Origin of the sequence: Mesonia aestuariivivens (assembly GCF_019311235.1) — a bacterium.
Lineage (GTDB): Bacteria > Bacteroidota > Bacteroidia > Flavobacteriales > Flavobacteriaceae > Mesonia > Mesonia aestuariivivens.
On sequence record NZ_JAHWDF010000007.1, the window covers coordinates 145,868 to 165,321 of the forward strand.

Annotated in this window: 17 protein-coding genes; 7 read left to right on the forward strand and 10 right to left on the reverse strand. The window is 32.4% G+C overall.

The features are described from left to right. Positions 1–156 precede the first annotated feature (156 nt). Positions 157–2,358: a DNA helicase RecQ gene (gene recQ / locus KW502_RS08425; protein ID WP_219040138.1), complete on the reverse strand. Its 2,202-nt coding sequence runs from the start codon at positions 2,356–2,358 to the stop codon at positions 157–159. 87 nt (positions 2,359–2,445) lie between these two features. Here recQ and KW502_RS08430 point away from each other — a divergent pair, with 87 nt between their 5' ends. Genes KW502_RS08430 through lptB form a run of 4 tightly spaced genes read left to right on the forward strand, consistent with a single transcriptional unit; the run spans position 2,446 to position 5,408 of the window. After that, on the forward strand, positions 2,446–3,408 hold the full coding sequence (locus KW502_RS08430) for a KpsF/GutQ family sugar-phosphate isomerase (protein ID WP_219040109.1): 963 nt from the start codon (positions 2,446–2,448) through the stop codon (positions 3,406–3,408). 1 nt (position 3,409) lies between these two features. Continuing rightward, entirely contained in the window at positions 3,410–4,258 is an 849-nt protein-coding gene (gene tatC / locus KW502_RS08435) for a twin-arginine translocase subunit TatC (protein ID WP_219040110.1), read from the forward strand. Between the two features lie 8 nt (positions 4,259–4,266). Then, entirely contained in the window at positions 4,267–4,611 is a 345-nt protein-coding gene (locus tag KW502_RS08440) for a carboxymuconolactone decarboxylase family protein (protein WP_219040111.1), read from the forward strand. 56 nt (positions 4,612–4,667) lie between these two features. After that, positions 4,668–5,408: an LPS export ABC transporter ATP-binding protein gene (gene lptB, locus KW502_RS08445; protein WP_219040112.1), complete on the forward strand. Its 741-nt coding sequence runs from the start codon at positions 4,668–4,670 to the stop codon at positions 5,406–5,408. Positions 5,409–5,417: 9 nt separating this feature from the next. Here lptB and KW502_RS08450 read toward each other — a convergent pair whose 3' ends face one another. After that, positions 5,418–6,173 carry a CDP-alcohol phosphatidyltransferase family protein gene (locus tag KW502_RS08450; RefSeq protein ID WP_219040113.1) on the reverse strand — a complete coding sequence of 252 codons (756 nt, stop codon included), beginning with the start codon at positions 6,171–6,173 and terminating at the stop codon, positions 5,418–5,420. Positions 6,174–6,298: 125 nt separating this feature from the next. Here KW502_RS08450 and KW502_RS08455 point away from each other — a divergent pair, with 125 nt between their 5' ends. Together KW502_RS08455 and lnt are read left to right on the forward strand one after the other, a co-directional pair. Continuing rightward, positions 6,299–7,375 carry a putative type IX sorting system protein PorV2 gene (locus KW502_RS08455; protein ID WP_219040114.1) on the forward strand — a complete coding sequence of 359 codons (1,077 nt, stop codon included), beginning with the start codon at positions 6,299–6,301 and terminating at the stop codon, positions 7,373–7,375. Positions 7,376–7,443: 68 nt separating this feature from the next. Beyond that, a complete protein-coding gene (gene lnt, locus KW502_RS08460; RefSeq protein ID WP_219040115.1) occupies positions 7,444–9,030 on the forward strand; it encodes an apolipoprotein N-acyltransferase in 1,587 nt (528 codons plus the stop codon). 1 nt (position 9,031) lies between these two features. Here lnt and KW502_RS08465 read toward each other — a convergent pair whose 3' ends face one another. The 8 genes from KW502_RS08465 to KW502_RS08500 form a co-directional block, all read right to left on the reverse strand. Beyond that, positions 9,032–11,791 carry a COG1470 family protein gene (locus KW502_RS08465; protein ID WP_219040116.1) on the reverse strand — a complete coding sequence of 920 codons (2,760 nt, stop codon included), beginning with the start codon at positions 11,789–11,791 and terminating at the stop codon, positions 9,032–9,034. 20 nt (positions 11,792–11,811) lie between these two features. Then, complete coding sequence (locus KW502_RS08470; protein ID WP_219040117.1) at positions 11,812–12,858, reverse strand: hypothetical protein; 1,047 nt, start codon at positions 12,856–12,858, stop codon at positions 11,812–11,814. Positions 12,859–12,871: 13 nt separating this feature from the next. Continuing rightward, positions 12,872–13,672 (reverse strand): fimbrial biogenesis chaperone, encoded by an 801-nt coding sequence (locus KW502_RS08475; protein WP_219040118.1) that lies wholly within the window; start codon positions 13,670–13,672, stop codon positions 12,872–12,874. A 58-nt stretch (positions 13,673–13,730) separates the two neighbouring features. Continuing rightward, on the reverse strand, positions 13,731–14,279 hold the full coding sequence (locus KW502_RS08480; RefSeq protein WP_219040119.1) for a hypothetical protein: 549 nt from the start codon (positions 14,277–14,279) through the stop codon (positions 13,731–13,733). Between the two features lie 27 nt (positions 14,280–14,306). After that, positions 14,307–14,849 (reverse strand): hypothetical protein, encoded by a 543-nt coding sequence (locus KW502_RS08485; protein ID WP_219040120.1) that lies wholly within the window; start codon positions 14,847–14,849, stop codon positions 14,307–14,309. A 107-nt stretch (positions 14,850–14,956) separates the two neighbouring features. Next, positions 14,957–15,508, reverse strand: coding sequence for a hypothetical protein (locus KW502_RS08490; RefSeq protein WP_219040121.1), 552 nt, complete (start codon positions 15,506–15,508; stop codon positions 14,957–14,959). Positions 15,509–15,629: 121 nt separating this feature from the next. After that, a complete protein-coding gene (locus KW502_RS08495) occupies positions 15,630–16,136 on the reverse strand; it encodes a hypothetical protein (protein WP_219040122.1) in 507 nt (168 codons plus the stop codon). A 214-nt stretch (positions 16,137–16,350) separates the two neighbouring features. After that, entirely contained in the window at positions 16,351–17,250 is a 900-nt protein-coding gene (locus tag KW502_RS08500) for a helix-turn-helix domain-containing protein (RefSeq protein WP_219040123.1), read from the reverse strand. Between the two features lie 261 nt (positions 17,251–17,511). Between KW502_RS08500 and KW502_RS08505 the strand changes: the two genes are divergently transcribed. Continuing rightward, entirely contained in the window at positions 17,512–19,380 is a 1,869-nt protein-coding gene (locus KW502_RS08505) for an ABC-F family ATP-binding cassette domain-containing protein (RefSeq protein WP_219040124.1), read from the forward strand. The last annotated feature ends 74 nt before the right edge of the window (positions 19,381–19,454 follow it).

Here is a 19,454-nt window from a genome sequence, read left to right on the forward strand (position 1 = left end):
GTTTGATTTTTTCTTAAAGTACAAAGATAAAACTTCATACGGCATCTTCCTAATGAGATGTAAAAACAAAAAAACGAATGCCTACACATTCGTTTTTTTTGGTTAGTCTTTAAAAGATTGTAATAACTATTTTAGTAGAGTTCTTTTAGAATAATCTTAATTAGCAACATCACTAATAAATTTAATGCGATATAAACGAATTTCTTCATCTTCATAATCGCCATCAAACTCTTCCATCGCTTCATCTACTTTATCGGTTTCTGCTTCTATAAAATATTCATGAAGCTCTTCTTGTTGCTCTTCATCTAAAACCTCGTCTACCCAATAGGTAATATTTAACTTGGTACCGCTATACACAATAGCTTCCATTTCTTTAATGAAATCTGGCATAGTTAATCCTTTAGCATCAGCGATATCTGTTAACGGAAGTTTTCTGTCTACGCTCTGAATAATAAATAGCTTTAATGCGCTATTTGCTCCTGTAGTTTTCACTACAAAATCATCGGGACGCAAAACTTCATTTTCTTCAACATAACGCGCTATCAATTCTATAAAATCTTTACCAAACTTTTTAGCTTTCCCTTCACCTACTCCATGAATATTAGCGAGTTCTTCTTGAGTGACAGGATATTTGGTCGCCATATCTTCCAAAGAAGGATCTTGAAAAACCACAAATGGAGGGACATCTTTGCGTTTAGCTACTTTTTTACGCAAATCTTTTAGCATTTTCATGAGTTGCTCATCTGTAGAGGCACCGCCTCCTTTTTGAACTGAGACAATATTATCTTTAGATTCACTATCATAAATATGATCTTCAGTCATCATAAAAGACTTAGGCGCTTTTAAAAACTCATCTCCTGCTGGTGTGATTTTAATGATTCCGTAAGTTTCAATATCTTTTTTAAGTAAGCCTGCGACCAGTACTTGGCGCACTAATGCCATCCAATAAGCAGCATCTTTAGCTTTTCCTTTACCAAATAAGGCGATCTCATCTGTTTTATGAGATTTGATTAATGCATTAGATTTACCAATAAGCGTGTTCACTACTTCTTTAGCTTTATAAATCGCTTGGGTTTCTTTTACTACTTTAAGCAGTAATTCTACATCTTCTTGCGCTTCATTTTGTTTTTTAGGATTTCTTACATTGTCATCCATATCACCACCGTCTCCAGTTTCATTATCAAAATCTTCTCCAAAATAATGAAGAATAAATTTTCTTCTTGAAATAGAGGTTTCTGCAAAAGCCACTACATCTTGTAATAAAGCATGACCAATCTCTTGCTCTGCTACCGGCTTACCGCTCATAAATTTTTCTAACTTCTCTATATCTTTATAGGCATAGTAAGCCAAACAATGGCCTTCACCTCCATCACGACCGGCGCGACCAGTTTCTTGATAATAACTTTCTATACTTTTTGGTATATCATGATGAATAACGAAACGTACATCAGGCTTATCGATACCCATACCAAAAGCTATCGTAGCGACTACTACATCTATATCTTCCATTAAGAACATATCTTGATGCTTGGCTCTTTTTTTACCGTCTAATCCAGCATGGTAAGGAACAGCTTTTATACCATTCACTTGAAGGGTTTGCGCTAATTCTTCAACTTTTTTTCGGCTTAAGCAATATATGATACCGCTCTTTCCTGAATTTTGCTTTACAAAACGAATGATATCTGCACCTACATTTGCTGTTTTAGGCCTAATTTCATAATATAAATTAGGACGATTAAACGAAGCCTTAAATGTTTTAGCATCGGTAATTCCTAAGTTTTTAAGAATATCTTCTTGTACTTTAGGTGTAGCGGTTGCTGTTAAAGCTACAATGGGAATATTATCACCTATACGCTGAATAATTTTACGTAAATTTCTATATTCAGGTCTAAAATCATGTCCCCACTCACTTATACAGTGCGCTTCATCTATAGCTAAAAATGAAATATTTTCATTTTTTAAAAAGTCTACATTCTCTTCTTTGGTTAACGATTCTGGAGCTACGTATAACAATTTTGTAATTCCGTTAGAAATATCGGCTTTAACCTGTTTAATTTCTGTTTTATTCAGAGAAGAATTAAGTACATGAGCAATACCATGTTCCGAAGATATACTTCGAAGCGCATCTACTTGATTCTTCATTAAGGCTATAAGTGGAGAAACGACAATTGCAGTTCCTTCTTTTATTAGTGCGGGAAGTTGATAACAAAGAGATTTTCCTCCTCCAGTGGGCATAATCACAAATGTATCTTTATCTGCGATAACTCCCTTAATCACTTCCTCTTGCAGCCCTTTAAATTGGCTAAATCCAAAATATTTCTTTAACTCTTGATGTAAATTGATTTCTGTCAAACTGATATTTTAGTGTTACAATTTTACCTACCTTTGTCTATTCTAAAGATACATATTTCTTTAATACTTACAAATTCAAATATTACAAAGTTAATGCTTCAAAACAACATAATAAAGGTCGCAAAAGAAACAATTTCTAATGAGGCTCGCGCTATTGAAGAATTAATCAACTTATTGGATGAAGAATTCACTCAAGCGGTTGAGCATATTTATAACTCCAAAGGTAGAGTAATTATTACAGGCATTGGTAAAAGTGCAATTATTGCTACCAAAATTGTAGCCACCCTAAACTCTACAGGTACGCCTGCCATTTTTATGCATGCGGCAGATGCTATTCACGGTGATTTAGGGACAATTCTAAAAGATGACACTGTCATTTGTATTTCTAAAAGCGGAAACACTCCAGAAATAAAAGTACTGGTTCCTTTCATTAAAAATTTTAAAAATACACTCATTGCTATTACAGGAAATAAAGATTCCTTCTTAGGTAAAGAAGCTGATTTTGTATTAAATGCGTATGTAGAAAAGGAAGCTTGCCCTAATAACCTTGCTCCTACCACAAGTACTACGGCTCAATTAGTAATGGGCGATGCTTTAGCGGTGTCTTTATTACACCTAAGAGGATTTAGCAGTAATGATTTTGCTAAATATCACCCTGGTGGTGCTTTGGGAAAAAAATTATATTTACGAGTAAGTGATATTACTAAAGAAAATCAACAACCACAAGTAACTCCTAATACAAACATTACCGATGTGATTGTAGAAATTTCAGAAAAAATGTTAGGCGTCACAGCCGTTATTGAAAAAGGTAAAATTGTAGGAATTATTACAGACGGTGATTTACGTAGAATGATCACCACCAATAAAGATTTCACCCATTTAAAAGCGAAAGACATTATGGGCGAAAATCCGAAAGTAATCAATAACAATGCTATGGCTATTGATGCGATGGAGTTGATGGAAGAAAACGGCATATCCCAACTACTAGCAGAAGAAAAAGGAAACTATGTAGGCGTGGTACACTTGCATAATCTTATAAAAGAAGGTATTATTTAATATGGCAAAAAAGAAAAAACAAAATCCAGATGAAATGTCATTTCTTGATCATTTGGAAGAGTTAAGATGGCATCTCATTAGAGCTACATTAGCAGTAGTCATTGCAGGAATTGTAGCTTTTATTGCAAAAGAATTTATTTTTGATGTCGTTTTGTTAGGTCCAAAACAACCTGAATTTATCACCTATAAAGTGCTATGTAACGTAGCGCAATCTATTGGTTTAGACGAGAGTTTTTGCTACACAGAAATTCCGTTTAGCATTCAAAATAGAACCATGTCTGGGCAGTTTAGCATTCATATGTGGACGGCCATTACCGCAGGTTTCATCATTGCCTTTCCTTATATTTTATATGAATTTTGGAGATTTATTTCTCCCGCATTACACGAAAAAGAGCGCAAAGCTTCTAAAGGCTTTATTTTTATTGCTTCTATCTTATTTTTTATAGGCGTTCTGTTTGGTTATTACGTCATTTCCCCCTTATCTATTAATTTTTTAGGAAGCTATCAAGTAAGTAAAGAAGTAATCAACGAAATAGACCTTTCTAGCTATATGGGCTTAATAAGAGCTTCAGCTTTAGCAAGTGGCGTTATTTTTGAACTCCCAATTATTATATTTTTACTCACTAAAATAGGCTTAGTTACCCCAGAGATATTAAAACAATATAGAAAATTTGCGCTGGTGGGCATTTTAGTTGTTTCTGCAATTATTACTCCTCCAGATATCGCTAGCCAAATTATAGTAGCTATTCCCGTTCTTATTTTATATGAAATCAGTATTTTCATCTCAAGAATGGTATTAAAAAAAGAAAGAAAAAAAGAAATTGAAGAGAGAAGTATCACTAAAAATTAAACAAAAAAATGATTGATCAAGTTGATGAGTTTAACGCTTATCGCCAAAAAATGAACGATAAAATTCTTGGAGAAAACAACAAAGTTTTAAAAAGAATATTTAACCTAGATACTAATGCCTTTTCTGAAGGTGCTTTAGACGTAAAAACCAAAGAACTTTTAGGACTAGTAGCTTCTTTAGTATTAAGATGTGACGACTGCGTAAAGTACCACTTAGAGTCTAGCCATAAATCTGGTGTAAATAAAGACCAAATTATGGAAACTTTAAGCATTGGCACATTAGTTGGAGGCACAATTGTTATCCCTCACTTACGCAGAGCTTACGAATACTGGGAAACTTTAGAAAATAAATAATATAACGGGAGCAAAAAAATTGCTCCCAGTTTTTAGTATAAATCGCTGTTATCATTATGAAGTTAAAAGCAGACACTCTAATGAAAGCCTATAAAGGCCGAAAAGTTGTAAAAGGAATTTCTGTAGAAGTAAACCAAGGAGAAATTGTGGGGCTTTTAGGCCCTAACGGTGCCGGAAAAACTACTTCTTTTTACATGATTGTAGGACTTATTAAACCTAATAGCGGCCATATTTATTTAGATAAAACAGATATCACCAAATTTCCAATGTATAAAAGAGCACAAAACGGAATTGGGTATTTAGCACAAGAAGCTTCTGTCTTTAGAAAGTTAAGCATTGAAGATAACATCATGAGTGTTTTACAACTCACCAAACTTTCTAAAAAAGAAAGAGAGATGAAAATGGAAAGTTTAATTGATGAATTTAGCCTAGGACATATTCGTAAAAGCCGTGGAGATTTACTTTCTGGTGGAGAGCGAAGAAGAACAGAAATTGCGAGAGCCTTGGCTACAGATCCTAAATTTATTTTATTAGATGAACCTTTTGCGGGGGTAGACCCCGTTGCTGTAGAAGATATTCAGCGTATTGTGGCGCAGTTAAAAAACAAAAACATTGGTATTCTTATTACCGATCATAACGTCCAAGAAACACTCGCCATCACAGACAGAACTTACCTAATGTTTGAAGGGAGTATTTTGAAACACGGACAGCCTGAAGAACTTGCCGCAGATGAAATGGTAAGAAAAGTATACTTAGGCCAAAATTTTGAATTAAGAAAGAAGAAATTATTTCAATAGAAATAATTATTACTCTTCTTTATTTCCTATGAAATTTAAAATTACCGAAAGCAACACATAACTAAAAATAATAATGGGTAGTGCTAAGTACTGAACCCATACTAATGTTACTAAGGCAAAAGCTAAGAAGAAAAATCTAAACCAGTTTTCTTTTAAACTGAAGTTTTTAAACTTTAAAGCAAAAAGAGGTATTTCTGCATTCAGCATAAAACAACTCAACAAAGTTACCGCAAGTAAAAACCATTTATTTAAAATTAAATCTAACACCCAAGCTTCAGGCTGGTAAATTAAAATTAGTGGTAAGCTTAAAATAAAAATAGCATTGGCAGGAGTGGGCAAACCTATAAATGAACTGGTCTGTCGGTCATCAATATTAAATTTTGCCAAACGGTAAGCTGAGCCTAAAGTAATCATCAAGCCCAATAAAGCAAAAATAGGAAAATTAAAATCTAGTACAGAGCCACTACTCCATTCTTGAGTAATCTCATACTCAGTACCTATAGCTTTTTCCATTAATTGAAACATCACAATACCAGGCACTAACCCGCTGGTAATTAAATCTGCCAATGAGTCTAGTTGCAAACCCAATTCACTTTGCACGTTTAAACTTCTTGCTGCCAAACCATCAAAAAAATCGAAAAAAATACCTAAGCCTACAAAAATAGCTGCGCCTACTAAATTGTTCTGCATCGCTAAAATAACACCTACACAACCTGACATTAAATTTAAGAGCGTTATTAAATTTGGTACTTGTTTCTTAAGCATAAAATTATTTTTAAAAGTAAAAGTACAAAAACTATTGAAAGCGCTGTTACCTACAAACAATATATAACAAGAATAAAAGTTTATATTATAAATTATTTAAGATATTTGCCCAAATTTTTCCAAGAGTGAAGTTTAAATTACTTATTATATTTTTAAGTGCGACTACCTTGATTCAGGCACAAAGCGTTAGAAAGTATTCCAATGAATTTTTAAATATTGGTGTAGATGCTGCTGCTTTTGGTATGGGAAATTCTGTAGTAGCCACTAGTAATGATGTAAACGCTTCGTATTGGAATCCCGCAGGATTAATAAATATAGAAGATAATGAAGTTGCTTTAATGCACGCCAGTTATTTTGCAAACATAGCCAACTACGATTATATTGGTGGAGCTATGCCACTAGACGACAGAAGTGCTGTTGGTTTTAGTGTTATTAGATTTGGGGTAGATAATATCATGAACACCACGCAACTAATCGAGCAAAACGGACAAATAAATTATGATAATATCACTTATTTTTCTGCTGCAGATTATGCATTTACACTTTCTTATGCTAGAAATTTAAGATTTGTTGAAGGTTTTAGCTACGGAGTAAATGCTAAGGTGATTCGCAGAATTATTGGAGAGTTTGCAACCTCTTGGGGTTTTGGTTTTGATGTAGGAATGCAGTACCAAACTAAAAGAAGCGGATGGACGTTTGGAGCTATGGCGAGAGATATTACCACTACTTATAATACTTGGACTATTAATGAAGATGAATATAGTAAAGTACAAAATGCTGTAGAAGGACAAAACCAAGAACTACCAGAAACTACAGAAATTACATTACCTAAATTGCAATTAGGCTTAGCGAAAACATTTACCATTCACTACGATTTTGATATTAAAACCGAAGTAGATATGCATATGCGTTTTGCGCAAACTAACGATATCATATCAACGTCAAGTATTAGTGCTACACCTTCTTTAGGTTTTGAAGTGGGCTATATCGATTTGGTCTATTTACGAGGAGGAGTAGGTAATTTTCAAAATGTAGAGCAATTTGACAACTCTACACAAATAGGCTTTCAACCTGGTTTTGGAGTGGGCTTTCAGTACAAAGGCATACATTTAGATTATGCGTTCACAGATATTGGCGACCAAAGTGCAGCCTTGTATTCTAATGTTTTCTCTTTAAAAATTGATTGGAGTTTATTTAGATAATCCTTGAAGCACTAGTGCCATATTAATGGAACTTTTCTAAATTTGAATTCTCAATTGATTTCTCAGCTATGAAAAATTTTATTTTAGCCCTTTCAAGTGGTTTATTATTGGCGGCAGGTTGGCCCACTTATGGTTTTCCTTTATTCTTATTTTTTGCTTTTGTTCCTCTTCTATTGGCTGAATTTAATATTCGACAACATCACACGAAATCCGCTGGCAAAATTTTTCTTTTAGCATACCTCAGCTTTTTTCTGTGGAATATAATTACGACCAACTGGATATATTTCTCTACAGCATTCGGGATGTGGTTTGCCATATTAGTAAATAGCCTACTAATGACTTTAGTATTTTTTATCTATCATAAAATTGCAAAAAAAGTAAATTTTACCGCAGGCGCTACCTTTTTAATTTGTTTATGGATGTGTTTTGAAAAACTTCACCTTAATTGGGAGTTTTCTTGGCCTTGGTTAAACTTAGGCAATGGATTTTCAGAATACATCACTTGGATACAATGGTATGAATATACTGGAACCTTTGGCGGAACTCTATGGATTTGGCTTGTAAACATAATCCTATTTAAAAGCATAGTACTATACCAACAACACCGTGACAAAAGCATTATTTACAGAGGTGCTTTTAAAACGCTATTTCTTATTTTACTCCCTATAGCTTTTTCCTTTTATCTTTTTTATACGGAAGATGAATCTTCTTCTGAAGAAATGGAAGTACTCATTCTACAACCCAATATTAACCCCTATACCGAAAAGTATTCAACCAATGACCGAAGCATTGGGAAATTACTAGTAAAACTTAGCCAAGAAAAAATTACAGACACAACTAAACTTATTTTAGCACCAGAAACCGTTTTTGCAGACGGAACTAAAATTGATCAGTTTAAGTATAGTAACGCTTATTTCTTCGGAAAAGAAATGACAATCAATCACGACCAAGCCAACTTTTTAGGCGGTATTTCGTTCTTTAAACTCATTAAAGATGAACAAAAAACCAGTTCCCAATCTAATTATTACAAAGAAGGCACTTGGTATAACGACTACAATTCAGCTTTTTTAATTAATCAAACTGAAGTCGCACAAACGTATCATAAATCTAAATTGGTAGTAGGTGTTGAAAATTTTCCTTACCAATCCATCTTAAAACCTATTTTAGGAGATGTGATGATTGATTTAGGCGGAACGGTAGCGATGAAAACAACACAACCAGACCGAGCAGTATTTCAACTGAATAGTGGAGAAAAGGTAGCTCCTATTATATGTTACGAATCTATTTACGGAGAATATGTAACCAATTATGTAAAAAATGGAGCCTCGCTTTTAGCGATCATTACTAATGATGCTTGGTGGGGAAATACCCAAGGGCATCAACAACATTTAAGCTATGCGCGATTAAGAGCTATCGAGAATAGAAAAAATGTAGTGAGAAGTGCCAATACAGGTATTTCTGCTGTCATTAATTCTAAAGGAGAAATCACTTCTTCACTCGGCTATGCGCAACAAGGAAGTATTAAAGCTAAAGTTAAATTAAATACCAAAAAAACTTTTTATACTCGGTTTGGAGATTACCTACCTAGAGTAGCACAATTTTTAACCTTATTCATATTTTTATTTGCTATAGTTAGAAAACGAAAAAGCATTTAACTTAAAATCCGCTAGATTTAAATTTTTTACGTTCTACTTTTCGGTCTTTTACTTTAAATATAAATTGAATAGTTTCTAATTTTCCTGAAACCGCTTTTATTTTTTGCGATTGCCCTAAAACTTCTACCCGACTACTACGGTTATACATTTCAATTTTTGCGCTATATTCTCCTTCAGGAACATAAGTTCTAAAATAGCCTTTGGCATCTGTTTTTGCCTTGAATTCTCGACCTTCAGCATTTGTAAGTGTCACCGTTAGCCCTCCTAATTCTTTAGCAACATCAAAACTTATGTCAGAACTTTCATAATGCACCTTACCTTTTACGGTCACCGTTTGGTCCATATAGATAACAACTTCAGTATTATCTATTAAATCTATCGCTAGATCTGGAGCATACCATTGTTTAGTATCAAATACTTTAATTTTATAATGACCTTCTGGCAAACGCTTGTAACTTATAGCTCCTTTTTCGTCTGTTCTAAACGCCTTATCATTAATTAATAATAGTTGACCAACCGCAGGTACTTTCACTAAACTATCATTAGTATTATGATAAACGTATACTTTTAAATTATTTCGTTTTTGTGTTAAATCTATTTTTGAAAAGCGTTTAATTACACCTACTTGCATTGTAGAAGCATCATAATAATTAGCAGAAAAATCGCTTAAAAATGTAGTAAAATAAACATTGAAATTTGCCGGAAGCTGATAATCTAATCTTCCATTAAACTGAAAATATTCTTGCGTAAAAGTACTTTTAGCATAAGAAACTCCTGCTCTAATTTGAAGCTTGTTATCTAAAAATTCTTGATGTATGCTTGGTAATATATTATAGACTTCATAAGTATCAGAGGAAGCCAACCGAAGTCTAGAAAATTCTTCGCCTATAAAAAAACTATTATATTGGTAAGAAGCATTCAAATTGAAAAAACGCCAATTATAATTTAAATGAACCTTAAAGTGAGGCATTTCCTTATCATTAATATTAGTATTGTAGGTACCTCCCTCTAAATTAAAAGAGATGTATTGCTGACTTACAAGGTGATTATAATTTAAATTTACCGATAAGCGTTTAGCTCGCATGGTATATTTTTTTTCTTCTGGACTCGAAAATGACAAGGCTGATCTATTTTCTCTATAATAATTAGGCACAACAGAAATAGACATATATTGAAACCTTCTCGTTACCCCTAAATTATATTTAGAAGTAGAGAAATTTTGAGGTATAAAACCTATTCTTTTTAATTGCTTAGGTTTAAAACTTAAGTAATTATATAAACCCCAAAAATTATATTTCCCTGAATTATAAGAGATACGTTCTGTCAAATTAACTGCACCTTGTCGCAATCCGCTATAATAACCAGAACTATAATAATTTGTGCTATTAAAATTAAAATTTCCTTTTTGAGCATATACTAAAACCTCACCAGCAGCTCCGTTTTCAGAAATATCATCATTAGAATATAAGCTTGTTTTAGACAAGGACGCTCCAGCTTTTATACCTATATTTTTACGGTCTAGCACATTGGTTCGAGCACTGGCCAGATAAGATTTGTAGTCTGAAGTAGGATCATCATTATAAATAATACTTGCTTCATAACCTTTATGCAACCAACCACCACGATGTGTGAAATTTGCCCAGCCGGCATTTCCAAAATTATTATCTCCATTTTTAAATAAAGAATATGATTTGTTAATCCCTCCTACTTCTACTTTATTTTTTTTATTAATTTGATAATAAGCGTCGACCCCTCTTCCTATCAAATTAATAATTTCTGACTGAGAAATGTTTCCTGCTTTAATACCAAATTGATTTTGCTGATAACTAACCCAAGTATTTCTAACATAAAGCAAATTATTATTTTCCCACCAATTAATATCGATATTAGATTGTAGAGTTCCTTTTTTTAAGTTTATCTGATTGTTGGCATACAAAAAATATTGATAATTATTTCTGCTTTCTCTGGCACTAATATTTATTATATTATTTTGGACATAACTGGTAGGGTCGTATTGATTCACATCTCTTTTATAACGCCTAGATTGTTGTACCGAATTAACACTTAACCTGCTAGTCCCAAAGATATCACCATTGCTGTATAAGGTTTTTAAAAAAATATCAAAATCATCCAGCTTCATCATTTGTTCATCAACAACACAGCTTAGAGTTAATGTAGTATCTTTAAATGCTGCAATTTCTATTTTTTCGCTAGAAAGTTCATCTTTGGTTGGTGACTTAGGGTATTTAGATAGCAATGTAATTTGCTGTTTTGTGTTTCCTAAGTTTTCGATGGTCACTTGATAAGATAACGTATCGCCTATATTTTCGAATGTAATATTTTCTTTATTCTTATAAAAACGCACCATTTTCGTTTTTACAATAGATAATTGTAATCGTTGTGTTTCAAAAACCTGATTATCTATTGACAATCTTGCTGTGATGGTACTTTTTTTTCCAGCTTTTGCTCGATTATTAATGATACCTTTTAAAGGAATAAAAGTAGTATCTTTTGGCCTCAATAGATATTCAGCTTTTGTTGAAGCTAGGCTAATAGCATTCTCATCATATTCAAAATCTAACTTTACAGCAACCTGTTTCTCTTCATTATTCATTAGCTTCATATAAAAACTAACCACTTCACCATTAGAAGCATTTAACTCATAGGATGAAAACTTTACACCCACATTTTGCGCACTTAGCTGAAAAAAAGCCAATACGATAAAGAAAAAAAGTAAGCAAAAGCATAATTGCCTTTTCATACCAAAGTGGGTATTATAAACTAATTGGGTGAAATTGTAAAAAACACAAATGCTGAAAAAGTACCTCCTTGTTGTACATCACTAGCTTGTAAGGTATTGGGAGGTATAAAAAATCTTAAATCATATTCTAAGGTCTGAGGCCAAGTAGCTTTTCTATCGATGAGTACCTGATCTGTAGTAGATAAACTTAAAGGCCCATGTAAACTTACATTATTTTCTGGTGTACTTAATCTTACATCTACCTCTAACTTAGAAACTGGTATCGTGGCAGAACTAGAAGCCGAAGTAAATACACTATTAGATGTTTTCACTAAAACTTGATGGGTATTATAACTGGTAACCTTTAGCCCCTGAGGAATATAAACAGACTTCCCGTTGGTATAATCTTCAGCGGTAGAAAATTCAAGATTAACAAGGTTTGCTGAATTTTGCAATTCAATACTTTGCCATCCATAATTACCATTATAATTAATTAAAAAACCAGCTGTTTGTGGAGTTGTGTAAGTACCAGCCAAACTATAATCATCATTTGCATTCACTTTACTATAAACTCTAAACTCATAGCTAGTTGCATATATCCCATTAGGTATGGTTAATAATTGAGTACCCCCTTCTATCGCTAAATCATAACTAAAGGTTCGATGGGTTTGATAATTTAATGGAATATCACTCTCTATAAGTGTTACTTCATTGAACTTATCTATATGTATAGGTACATTTGAGGGATTAATTAAATGAGAGTCCGAACTATAATTAGTTTCATGATTAAAAATTAAATCTGCCCAAGAAGCATCTACCTGATAGTTATTAAACAGCGAATTAAAGTCACCCGCTAACCTTACCGTAAGTTTCCAATAATTAACTTTTTTCCAAGGAAAATAATTAAATATTCTTACTGTAACTTGGTTAGGATGGCTTTTACCCTGAGCTAACTCACTATTCGTATTAAATTGAACTCGACCACCATTTTCAACTTGAAAATATAACTGAGTATTTTCCTGAGCCATTAACACAGAGGTACTTAAAAATAAAAAGCATACCGAGGCATAAAGCTTTTGTTTAATCATTTATTTTTAAAATTTAAAGTGAAACATCTAATTCAGCAATCTTAATGGTATCACTATCACCATAAGTTAAAATTGCAGACACTGTATAGGCTCCACTTTCCAAACTTTCAGGTAAAATTTGCTTAATATTTCTAAGGTCATCTGGTAGGGTATGGAACTCTTGTTTCTCTAAGGTTTTAGTAGTTCCATTATCTTTATTGAAAATTTCCCAGCTAATATTTCCACTTACCCAAATATCACTTGTATTTTTTAAGCTTACCTCTACCACTTTATGTTCAGCTTTATCTTTATAATTTTTAAAATCTACAATTTCTAATTCCCCTAAGTCTTCTGCATGAAATGAATGGTAAATTTTAACTCCCATTCTAACCGTTACTTGTATGGAGGCTCCTTCTTGATCTGAGGCCTTACCAGGATTTAATTGTGTGAAAAATATCATGGAAGTTCTTACCGGAATTTCTTTATTTACTTGCTCGGGTACTTCCATTAAAACTTCAATTTCTTTTGTTTCACCAGGTTCTAAAATAAAATAAGTTTCTGGTAAAACTTGTAACCAATCTGCACAACTATTGGTTAAAGTTCCAGGGTCTTGAATATTATTATTTCCGTTGTGTAAATAACTCCAATCACTAAAAGAAACCCCTATTTCTAATTTAGCCTCTGTAGGATTTGTAACTTTAATAAGTTGCTTTCCATTAGCACCTTCGCTAAGGTTATAATACATTCTACCTGGGGTAACCGCAATACCTGCTTGAGCGTTTGCCATAGTTAAACTACCAAACGCTACTAATACTAGCAATAATAAATTTCTCATAATCATATTTTTAAACAATTTAACTAAATATATTAACAATCAGAAATCACACCATTTTTTAATTGGGTATTATGGTGTAAATCACAGTCGTTTTGTAACTACCTGAAGGAATATTCAAAAAGTGATCTACCTTACTGGTAGGTATAGTATAATTAACATCAAAAGATTGACTAGTTTCTGAGGAGTGAGAAGACAACAAATTCACTTTTGCTGAACTTAACGACACATTAGAATTAAAGGTAACATCACTCGCATTTAGGTAAGGATTTAGATCTCCTAAAAAAGCTTCTACTTGAACCGTATTTACGGGCAACGATGAGTATAACCCCTGATAAGAAAAATTTTGAGCTGTGGTAGAGACAGAAAGCACATAATTTGAAGTAGTCGTTACTTTAATATGATTATGCTGCATTCCAGAATTATTACCAAATTTATAATGAGAAGGCAAATTCATATTAATCATGACAGACGATTGCTTTATCTCTACAGACATCAACTCTCTAACAATTAAGTTTACTTGAGATTGTGCAGAACCTATTTGTGCTTTAACCGCAAGTGGCAAAAACAACAAAGTAAAGTAGCAGGTAGCAATAAATAAGCTTCTCAAAAAAATAAAATTAAAAATTGATTATGGCTAATTGGCTACAATACTATAAGTAATCGTAGTTCTATAGCTGCCAGAAGGATGATCTTTTATATAAGCCAACCAGCTAGATAGTTGATAAGAAACATCAAAAAAACGTGATATTTCTCCTTGACCAGATGTAATAATATTCTGCACGTGAGTAGACAAAGAAACAGGTGAAAAATAGATTTCTTTTTCTTGATAGTTAAAAACAGAAGAACTTCCTAAACTAGGAATAACACTTACAGTATTAACAGGGATAAACGTTTGTTCACCTTCTAATTCAGATGAAGCCACCACTTGTATCTGATATTCTGAAGTACTGGTTACTTCAATATGATTTTCTTTTTTAATAGCTAAACCATTCATCAACGCAGATAGCGTATTGATGGATAAATTGATATTGAACTGAGATTGATTAATTTGTATACTACGTACCTCGCCTAAATGAGCAGAAAATTGCACTTCATTTTTCAAAATACTCTGACCTACAGAAGTATATGAGAAAAAAAGAATAAAAAATACAAGTACGATGTAATTTAAATATTTCAAATTCAATTATAAAAAGAGAGTAAATAAGCCTAAGCATTTGTAAAACCAATTTGGTATTAAAAAATGGTTAGACTTATTTAATAAATTTTAAAAATATGTTTTATAGACTATTGAGGAATGATAGAATAAGTGATAGTCGTGGTATAAGCACCTTCGGTTAAATTTAAGAAGTTGCTAGCATTCTCTGCTGGTATAGCATAATTTACATTGAAACCTCTATCTAAATCTCCACCATTTGCACTTACAACATCTTGCGCATTGTTAGAAAGCGGTAAACCTGAAGCTTGACCAGAAAGTGTAGAAAGTGTAGATTGGTTACCTGATTGATCACCATTATCTGTTAGAGTTAATTGTACATTACTAACATTTAATCCGCTACTTGCTCCACTAGGTGCATTAAACACAGCAGAAGATGCCTGAGCAGTTACTTTATAAGCACTACTTGCAATAACCTCTAAGTGATTGGTTTGGTCTCCAGAATCGTTACCATCTGTGAAGTGTGAAGGTAAATTCATATCGATCGCAACTGCAGCTTGGTTTACTTCTATAGAATAACTTTTAGCTACATTAACAGTTAAGACCGTTTCTTCTTGGGCAAATGTAGTTCCAAAACTTAACATTACAGCAACTACAGATAATACGTTTACTAATTTTTTCATGGGATATAAGAGTTCTAATTATGATGCAAATTTAATCATAATGTAGAACAAAGCGTTATATAAAAATTCATTTATATACTACTTTTTTACAAACCACTCAAAACAAGCGACTTAAAAACTATTAATTAGGTATAATACTATAAGATATGGTGGTTTTATAATTACCTTTAGCTTTTTTTAACAAATCAACTCCTCCTTTTACAAAATAGTTCATATTAAATGAACGCTCTATATCCCCTTTAGAAGAATTAATAATTGTTTGCTGCTGTGTAGATAATGAAATTTTAGAATAATCTATTTGATGATTTGTAGAATTGACCATAGTAGTCCCTGTTGATGGTGTGATTTGTATCATACCAGCAGGTATTTCATCTTGAACTCCCATTAATTCTGATGAAGAAGACACATTAACCTGATACTGAGAAGTACTGGTAATTTTAATATGGTCATTCTGCTGAACCCCTTTACCGCTTAAAACATCTTCTTTAGAATCAAGATGAACTCCTACCTGATTTTGTGATGAATTAATAACGATACTTTGAAAATCTCCTAAATGAACACTAAACTGCACCTCTGCTTTTTGCTGAGAAAAACCTGTTGCCGTAACTAACAGACCAAACAAAATCATATGAAACACAGTTTTTAAATACACTTAATCGAAAAATTTAAACTCTTTATCTGGTACAAAGATAAAAAATATTATCGATTAAAAACAAAATCTAAAGATTAAATGTAATTTATTTAAAGCCAAACTATTAAATCGCTAAAAATCAGTGTTTTAAAAATACAGATTAAATACAAATGAAAAAAATCTAATTTAAGTTTTTGTTAAGATTAAATCCCTAATGAAATTTTTCTCTAAAATTCATAGGAGTTAATCCTACATTAGAGGTAAACAATTTGATAAAACTATTGTATTGATCGTAACCTAAACGGTAGGTAATCTCTTTTACACTTAAATCTGTAAATTTTAATAGTCGTTTAGCCTCTACTAAAATACGATCTATAATTATTCGCTTAGGAGAGGGTTTATTGGCTACTGTGCAAGCCGCAGCAAGACTTCGTGAAGAAACGTTTAATTGCTTAGCATAAAAAGAAACTCCTTTTTCAGCTATATAATAATTTGCCACTAAATTTTGAAATTGCTTAATTAAAGAATGCTCTTTACTATTAGTATATACTAAAGGTACCGTAAGATTATTTTCAAGTTTTAAATTTAACTCTGCAAATAACAACATACGTTCTACTGTGTTATGTGCAAACTGATAAAGTAACTGATCATATTCTTTATAATTAATCCCTTTAAAGAAGCTTAAAAAACCCTTCAAAATTTCTTTGTAAGGTTCTTCTAGGTGTAATTTCACAATTCCGCTATCATTATAAAATAGACTACTACGTTGTAAAAGATCTATATCAAGTTGATTTCTCGCATAAAAATTCTCCGTAAAATCTATAAGATAAGCATTAAATTTATCAAATTCTTTCAATTGAAAAACTTGATTTTTCCCAATAAACAGAAAATCATCTTTACTTAGCGTCACAGCTTCTAAATCTAAATCTAAAGACACCGTGCCACTAGAAACCCAAATCATTCTATAAAATGAAGCACGGTAAACACGATGTGTTAAATGGGTAGTATTCTCATACTTCAAACTACTAAGACGAATTCCATACGGATTTAAATCCATATCAAATTCTATATCATATATGAAGTCATCCTGGGGCTTAATTAAATAACTCATGCGCTAATCGTACTATATTACTACTCACTAAAAACGAATATCCATTATCGATAATGATAAACAGACAGTCGTTTAACAACGCAAATATACGACAAACAGCACTTATACTACTAATAATACGGTTAAAACAAACTTAAAGTCAATAATCGATAAAATTTTAACTTAAATATTCATAAAAAAACAACCAATTATAAAAGAAGAAAATAGTTGCGATTAATGAGTTTCTTGATGAATTTATTTTTACTTTGCAAGAAAAATATCTTGAATTACGTTTCAGTAGAACACATTGCCAAAGCATTCGGAGAACGCGTGCTTTTCTCAGATCTTTCTTTCGGTATTAATGAAGGACAAAAAATTGGTTTAATTGCAAAAAACGGAACCGGAAAAACTTCGCTTCTCAATATTTTAGCCTTAGAAGACATCCCAGACAGCGGACAAGTTAGCTACAGAAACAGTTTAAAAACGGCTTTTTTAGCCCAAGACCCAAAGTTAGACCCTAATTTAACGGTAGAAGAAACTATTTTTGCTTCAGAGAATGAGACACTTCGCGTTATCGCTCAATATGAAAAAGCCTTAAAGAATCCACACGATACTGAAAGTTATCAAAAAGCTTTTGATATGATGGATGCCAAACAAGCTTGGGATTTTGAGACCCAATACAAACAAATTCTTTCTAAGTTAAAATTAGAACAGCTTGACCAAAAAGTAAGTTTACTTTCTGGTGGCCAAAAACGTAGGTTAGCCCTAGCAAATACCTTATTAGACAAACCAGATCTTCTTATTTTAGATGAACCTACCAACCATTTAGATTTAGAAATGATTGAGTGGTTAGAAGAATTCTTTAAAAAAGAAAACTTCACCTTATTTATGGTGACACACGACCGCTATTTTTTAGAGCGAGTTTGTAATGAAATTATAGAATTAGATGAAGGTAATCTCTATAGCTACAAAGGCAATTACAGTTATTACCTTGAAAAGAGAGATGCCCGTATAGAGAATGAAAAAACTAATACTGAAAAAGCCAAACAGCTTTATAAAAAAGAATTAGATTGGATGCGTCGCCAACCTAAAGCAAGAACCACCAAATCTAAATCTAGAATAGAAGATTTCTCTGAGATTAAAGATCGAGCTTCCAAACGTAGAAACGAGCAAGAAGTTCAGTTAGAAATTAATATGGAACGCTTAGGGAATAAAATTGTAGAATTGCATAAGATTTCTAAAGCTTATGACGATAAACTACTATTTGACAAGTTCGACTATAACTTTCAACCTGGGGAGCGTTTGGGTATTATTGGTAAAAACGGAACTGGTAAATCTACCTTCCTCAACACCTTAATAGGAAGTCAAAAACCTGATCACGGAAAAATTGTGATTGGCGAAACTATCAAATTTGGCTATTACACTCAAAAAGGAATTGAGGTGAAGCCCAATCAAAAGGTAATTGATGTGATTAGAGAGTTTGGCGATTATATTCCGCTAAAAAAAGGACGTCAAATTTCTGCTCAACAATTACTAGAGAAGTTTTTATTCAGCAGAAAAAAACAATACGATTTTGTTGAAAAATTAAGTGGTGGTGAACGTAAAAGACTTTACCTATGTACGGTTTTAATTCAAAATCCCAACTTTTTAATTCTTGATGAGCCCACCAACGATTTAGACATAGTCACGTTAAATGTATTAGAGAATTTCTTATTAGACTTTCCTGGTTGTTTAATTGTAGTTTCTCACGATCGTTACTTTATGGATAAAATTGTAGATCACCTTTTTGTTTTTAGAGGAGAAGGAATTATAGAAGATTTTCCTGGCAATTATTCTGATTTTAGAGCTTATGATGAAAGTGCTCCTAAAGAAGTAAAACAAGAGCAAAAAGAAACAGCTAAGCAAAAAAACGATTGGAAAACTTCTAATGAAGAAAAAAAGCTTAGCTACAACGAGCAAAAGGAATATAAAAAAATAGAACGAGAAATTTCTAGGTTAGAAAAAGAAAAAGAAAAGCTACAAAAAGACTTTTTAACAGAACTCTCTGAAGATGAGATTAAGAATAAATCTATAGAACTTCAACGCATAGAAAGTAATATTGAAAGAAAAACAGAACGCTGGTTTGACCTTCTAGCGAAAATGGAACAATAATAAAACAGCTGTTAAGACACCCTGTATTATTTTCAGGGTTGTTTTATAGTTTCTAATTCATTCTAAATTATTTA

Coding starts and splice junctions, on each gene's coding strand:
- KW502_RS08470 (WP_219040117.1), bottom strand. CDS start 12,858: ATGATTAAACAAAAGCTTTATGCCTCGGTATGCTTTTTATTTTTAAGT.
- KW502_RS08465 (WP_219040116.1), bottom strand. CDS start 11,791: ATGAAAAGGCAATTATGCTTTTGCTTACTTTTTTTCTTTATCGTATTG.
- KW502_RS08490 (WP_219040121.1), bottom strand. CDS start 15,508: ATGAAAAAATTAGTAAACGTATTATCTGTAGTTGCTGTAATGTTAAGT.
- KW502_RS08440 (WP_219040111.1), top strand. CDS start 4,267: ATGATTGATCAAGTTGATGAGTTTAACGCTTATCGCCAAAAAATGAAC.
- KW502_RS08500 (WP_219040123.1), bottom strand. CDS start 17,250: ATGAGTTATTTAATTAAGCCCCAGGATGACTTCATATATGATATAGAA.
- KW502_RS08450 (WP_219040113.1), bottom strand. CDS start 6,173: ATGCTTAAGAAACAAGTACCAAATTTAATAACGCTCTTAAATTTAATG.
- lptB (WP_219040112.1), top strand. CDS start 4,668: ATGAAGTTAAAAGCAGACACTCTAATGAAAGCCTATAAAGGCCGAAAA.
- KW502_RS08430 (WP_219040109.1), top strand. CDS start 2,446: ATGCTTCAAAACAACATAATAAAGGTCGCAAAAGAAACAATTTCTAAT.
- KW502_RS08475 (WP_219040118.1), bottom strand. CDS start 13,672: ATGAGAAATTTATTATTGCTAGTATTAGTAGCGTTTGGTAGTTTAACT.
- tatC (WP_219040110.1), top strand. CDS start 3,410: ATGGCAAAAAAGAAAAAACAAAATCCAGATGAAATGTCATTTCTTGAT.
- lnt (WP_219040115.1), top strand. CDS start 7,444: ATGAAAAATTTTATTTTAGCCCTTTCAAGTGGTTTATTATTGGCGGCA.
- KW502_RS08495 (WP_219040122.1), bottom strand. CDS start 16,136: ATGATTTTGTTTGGTCTGTTAGTTACGGCAACAGGTTTTTCTCAGCAA.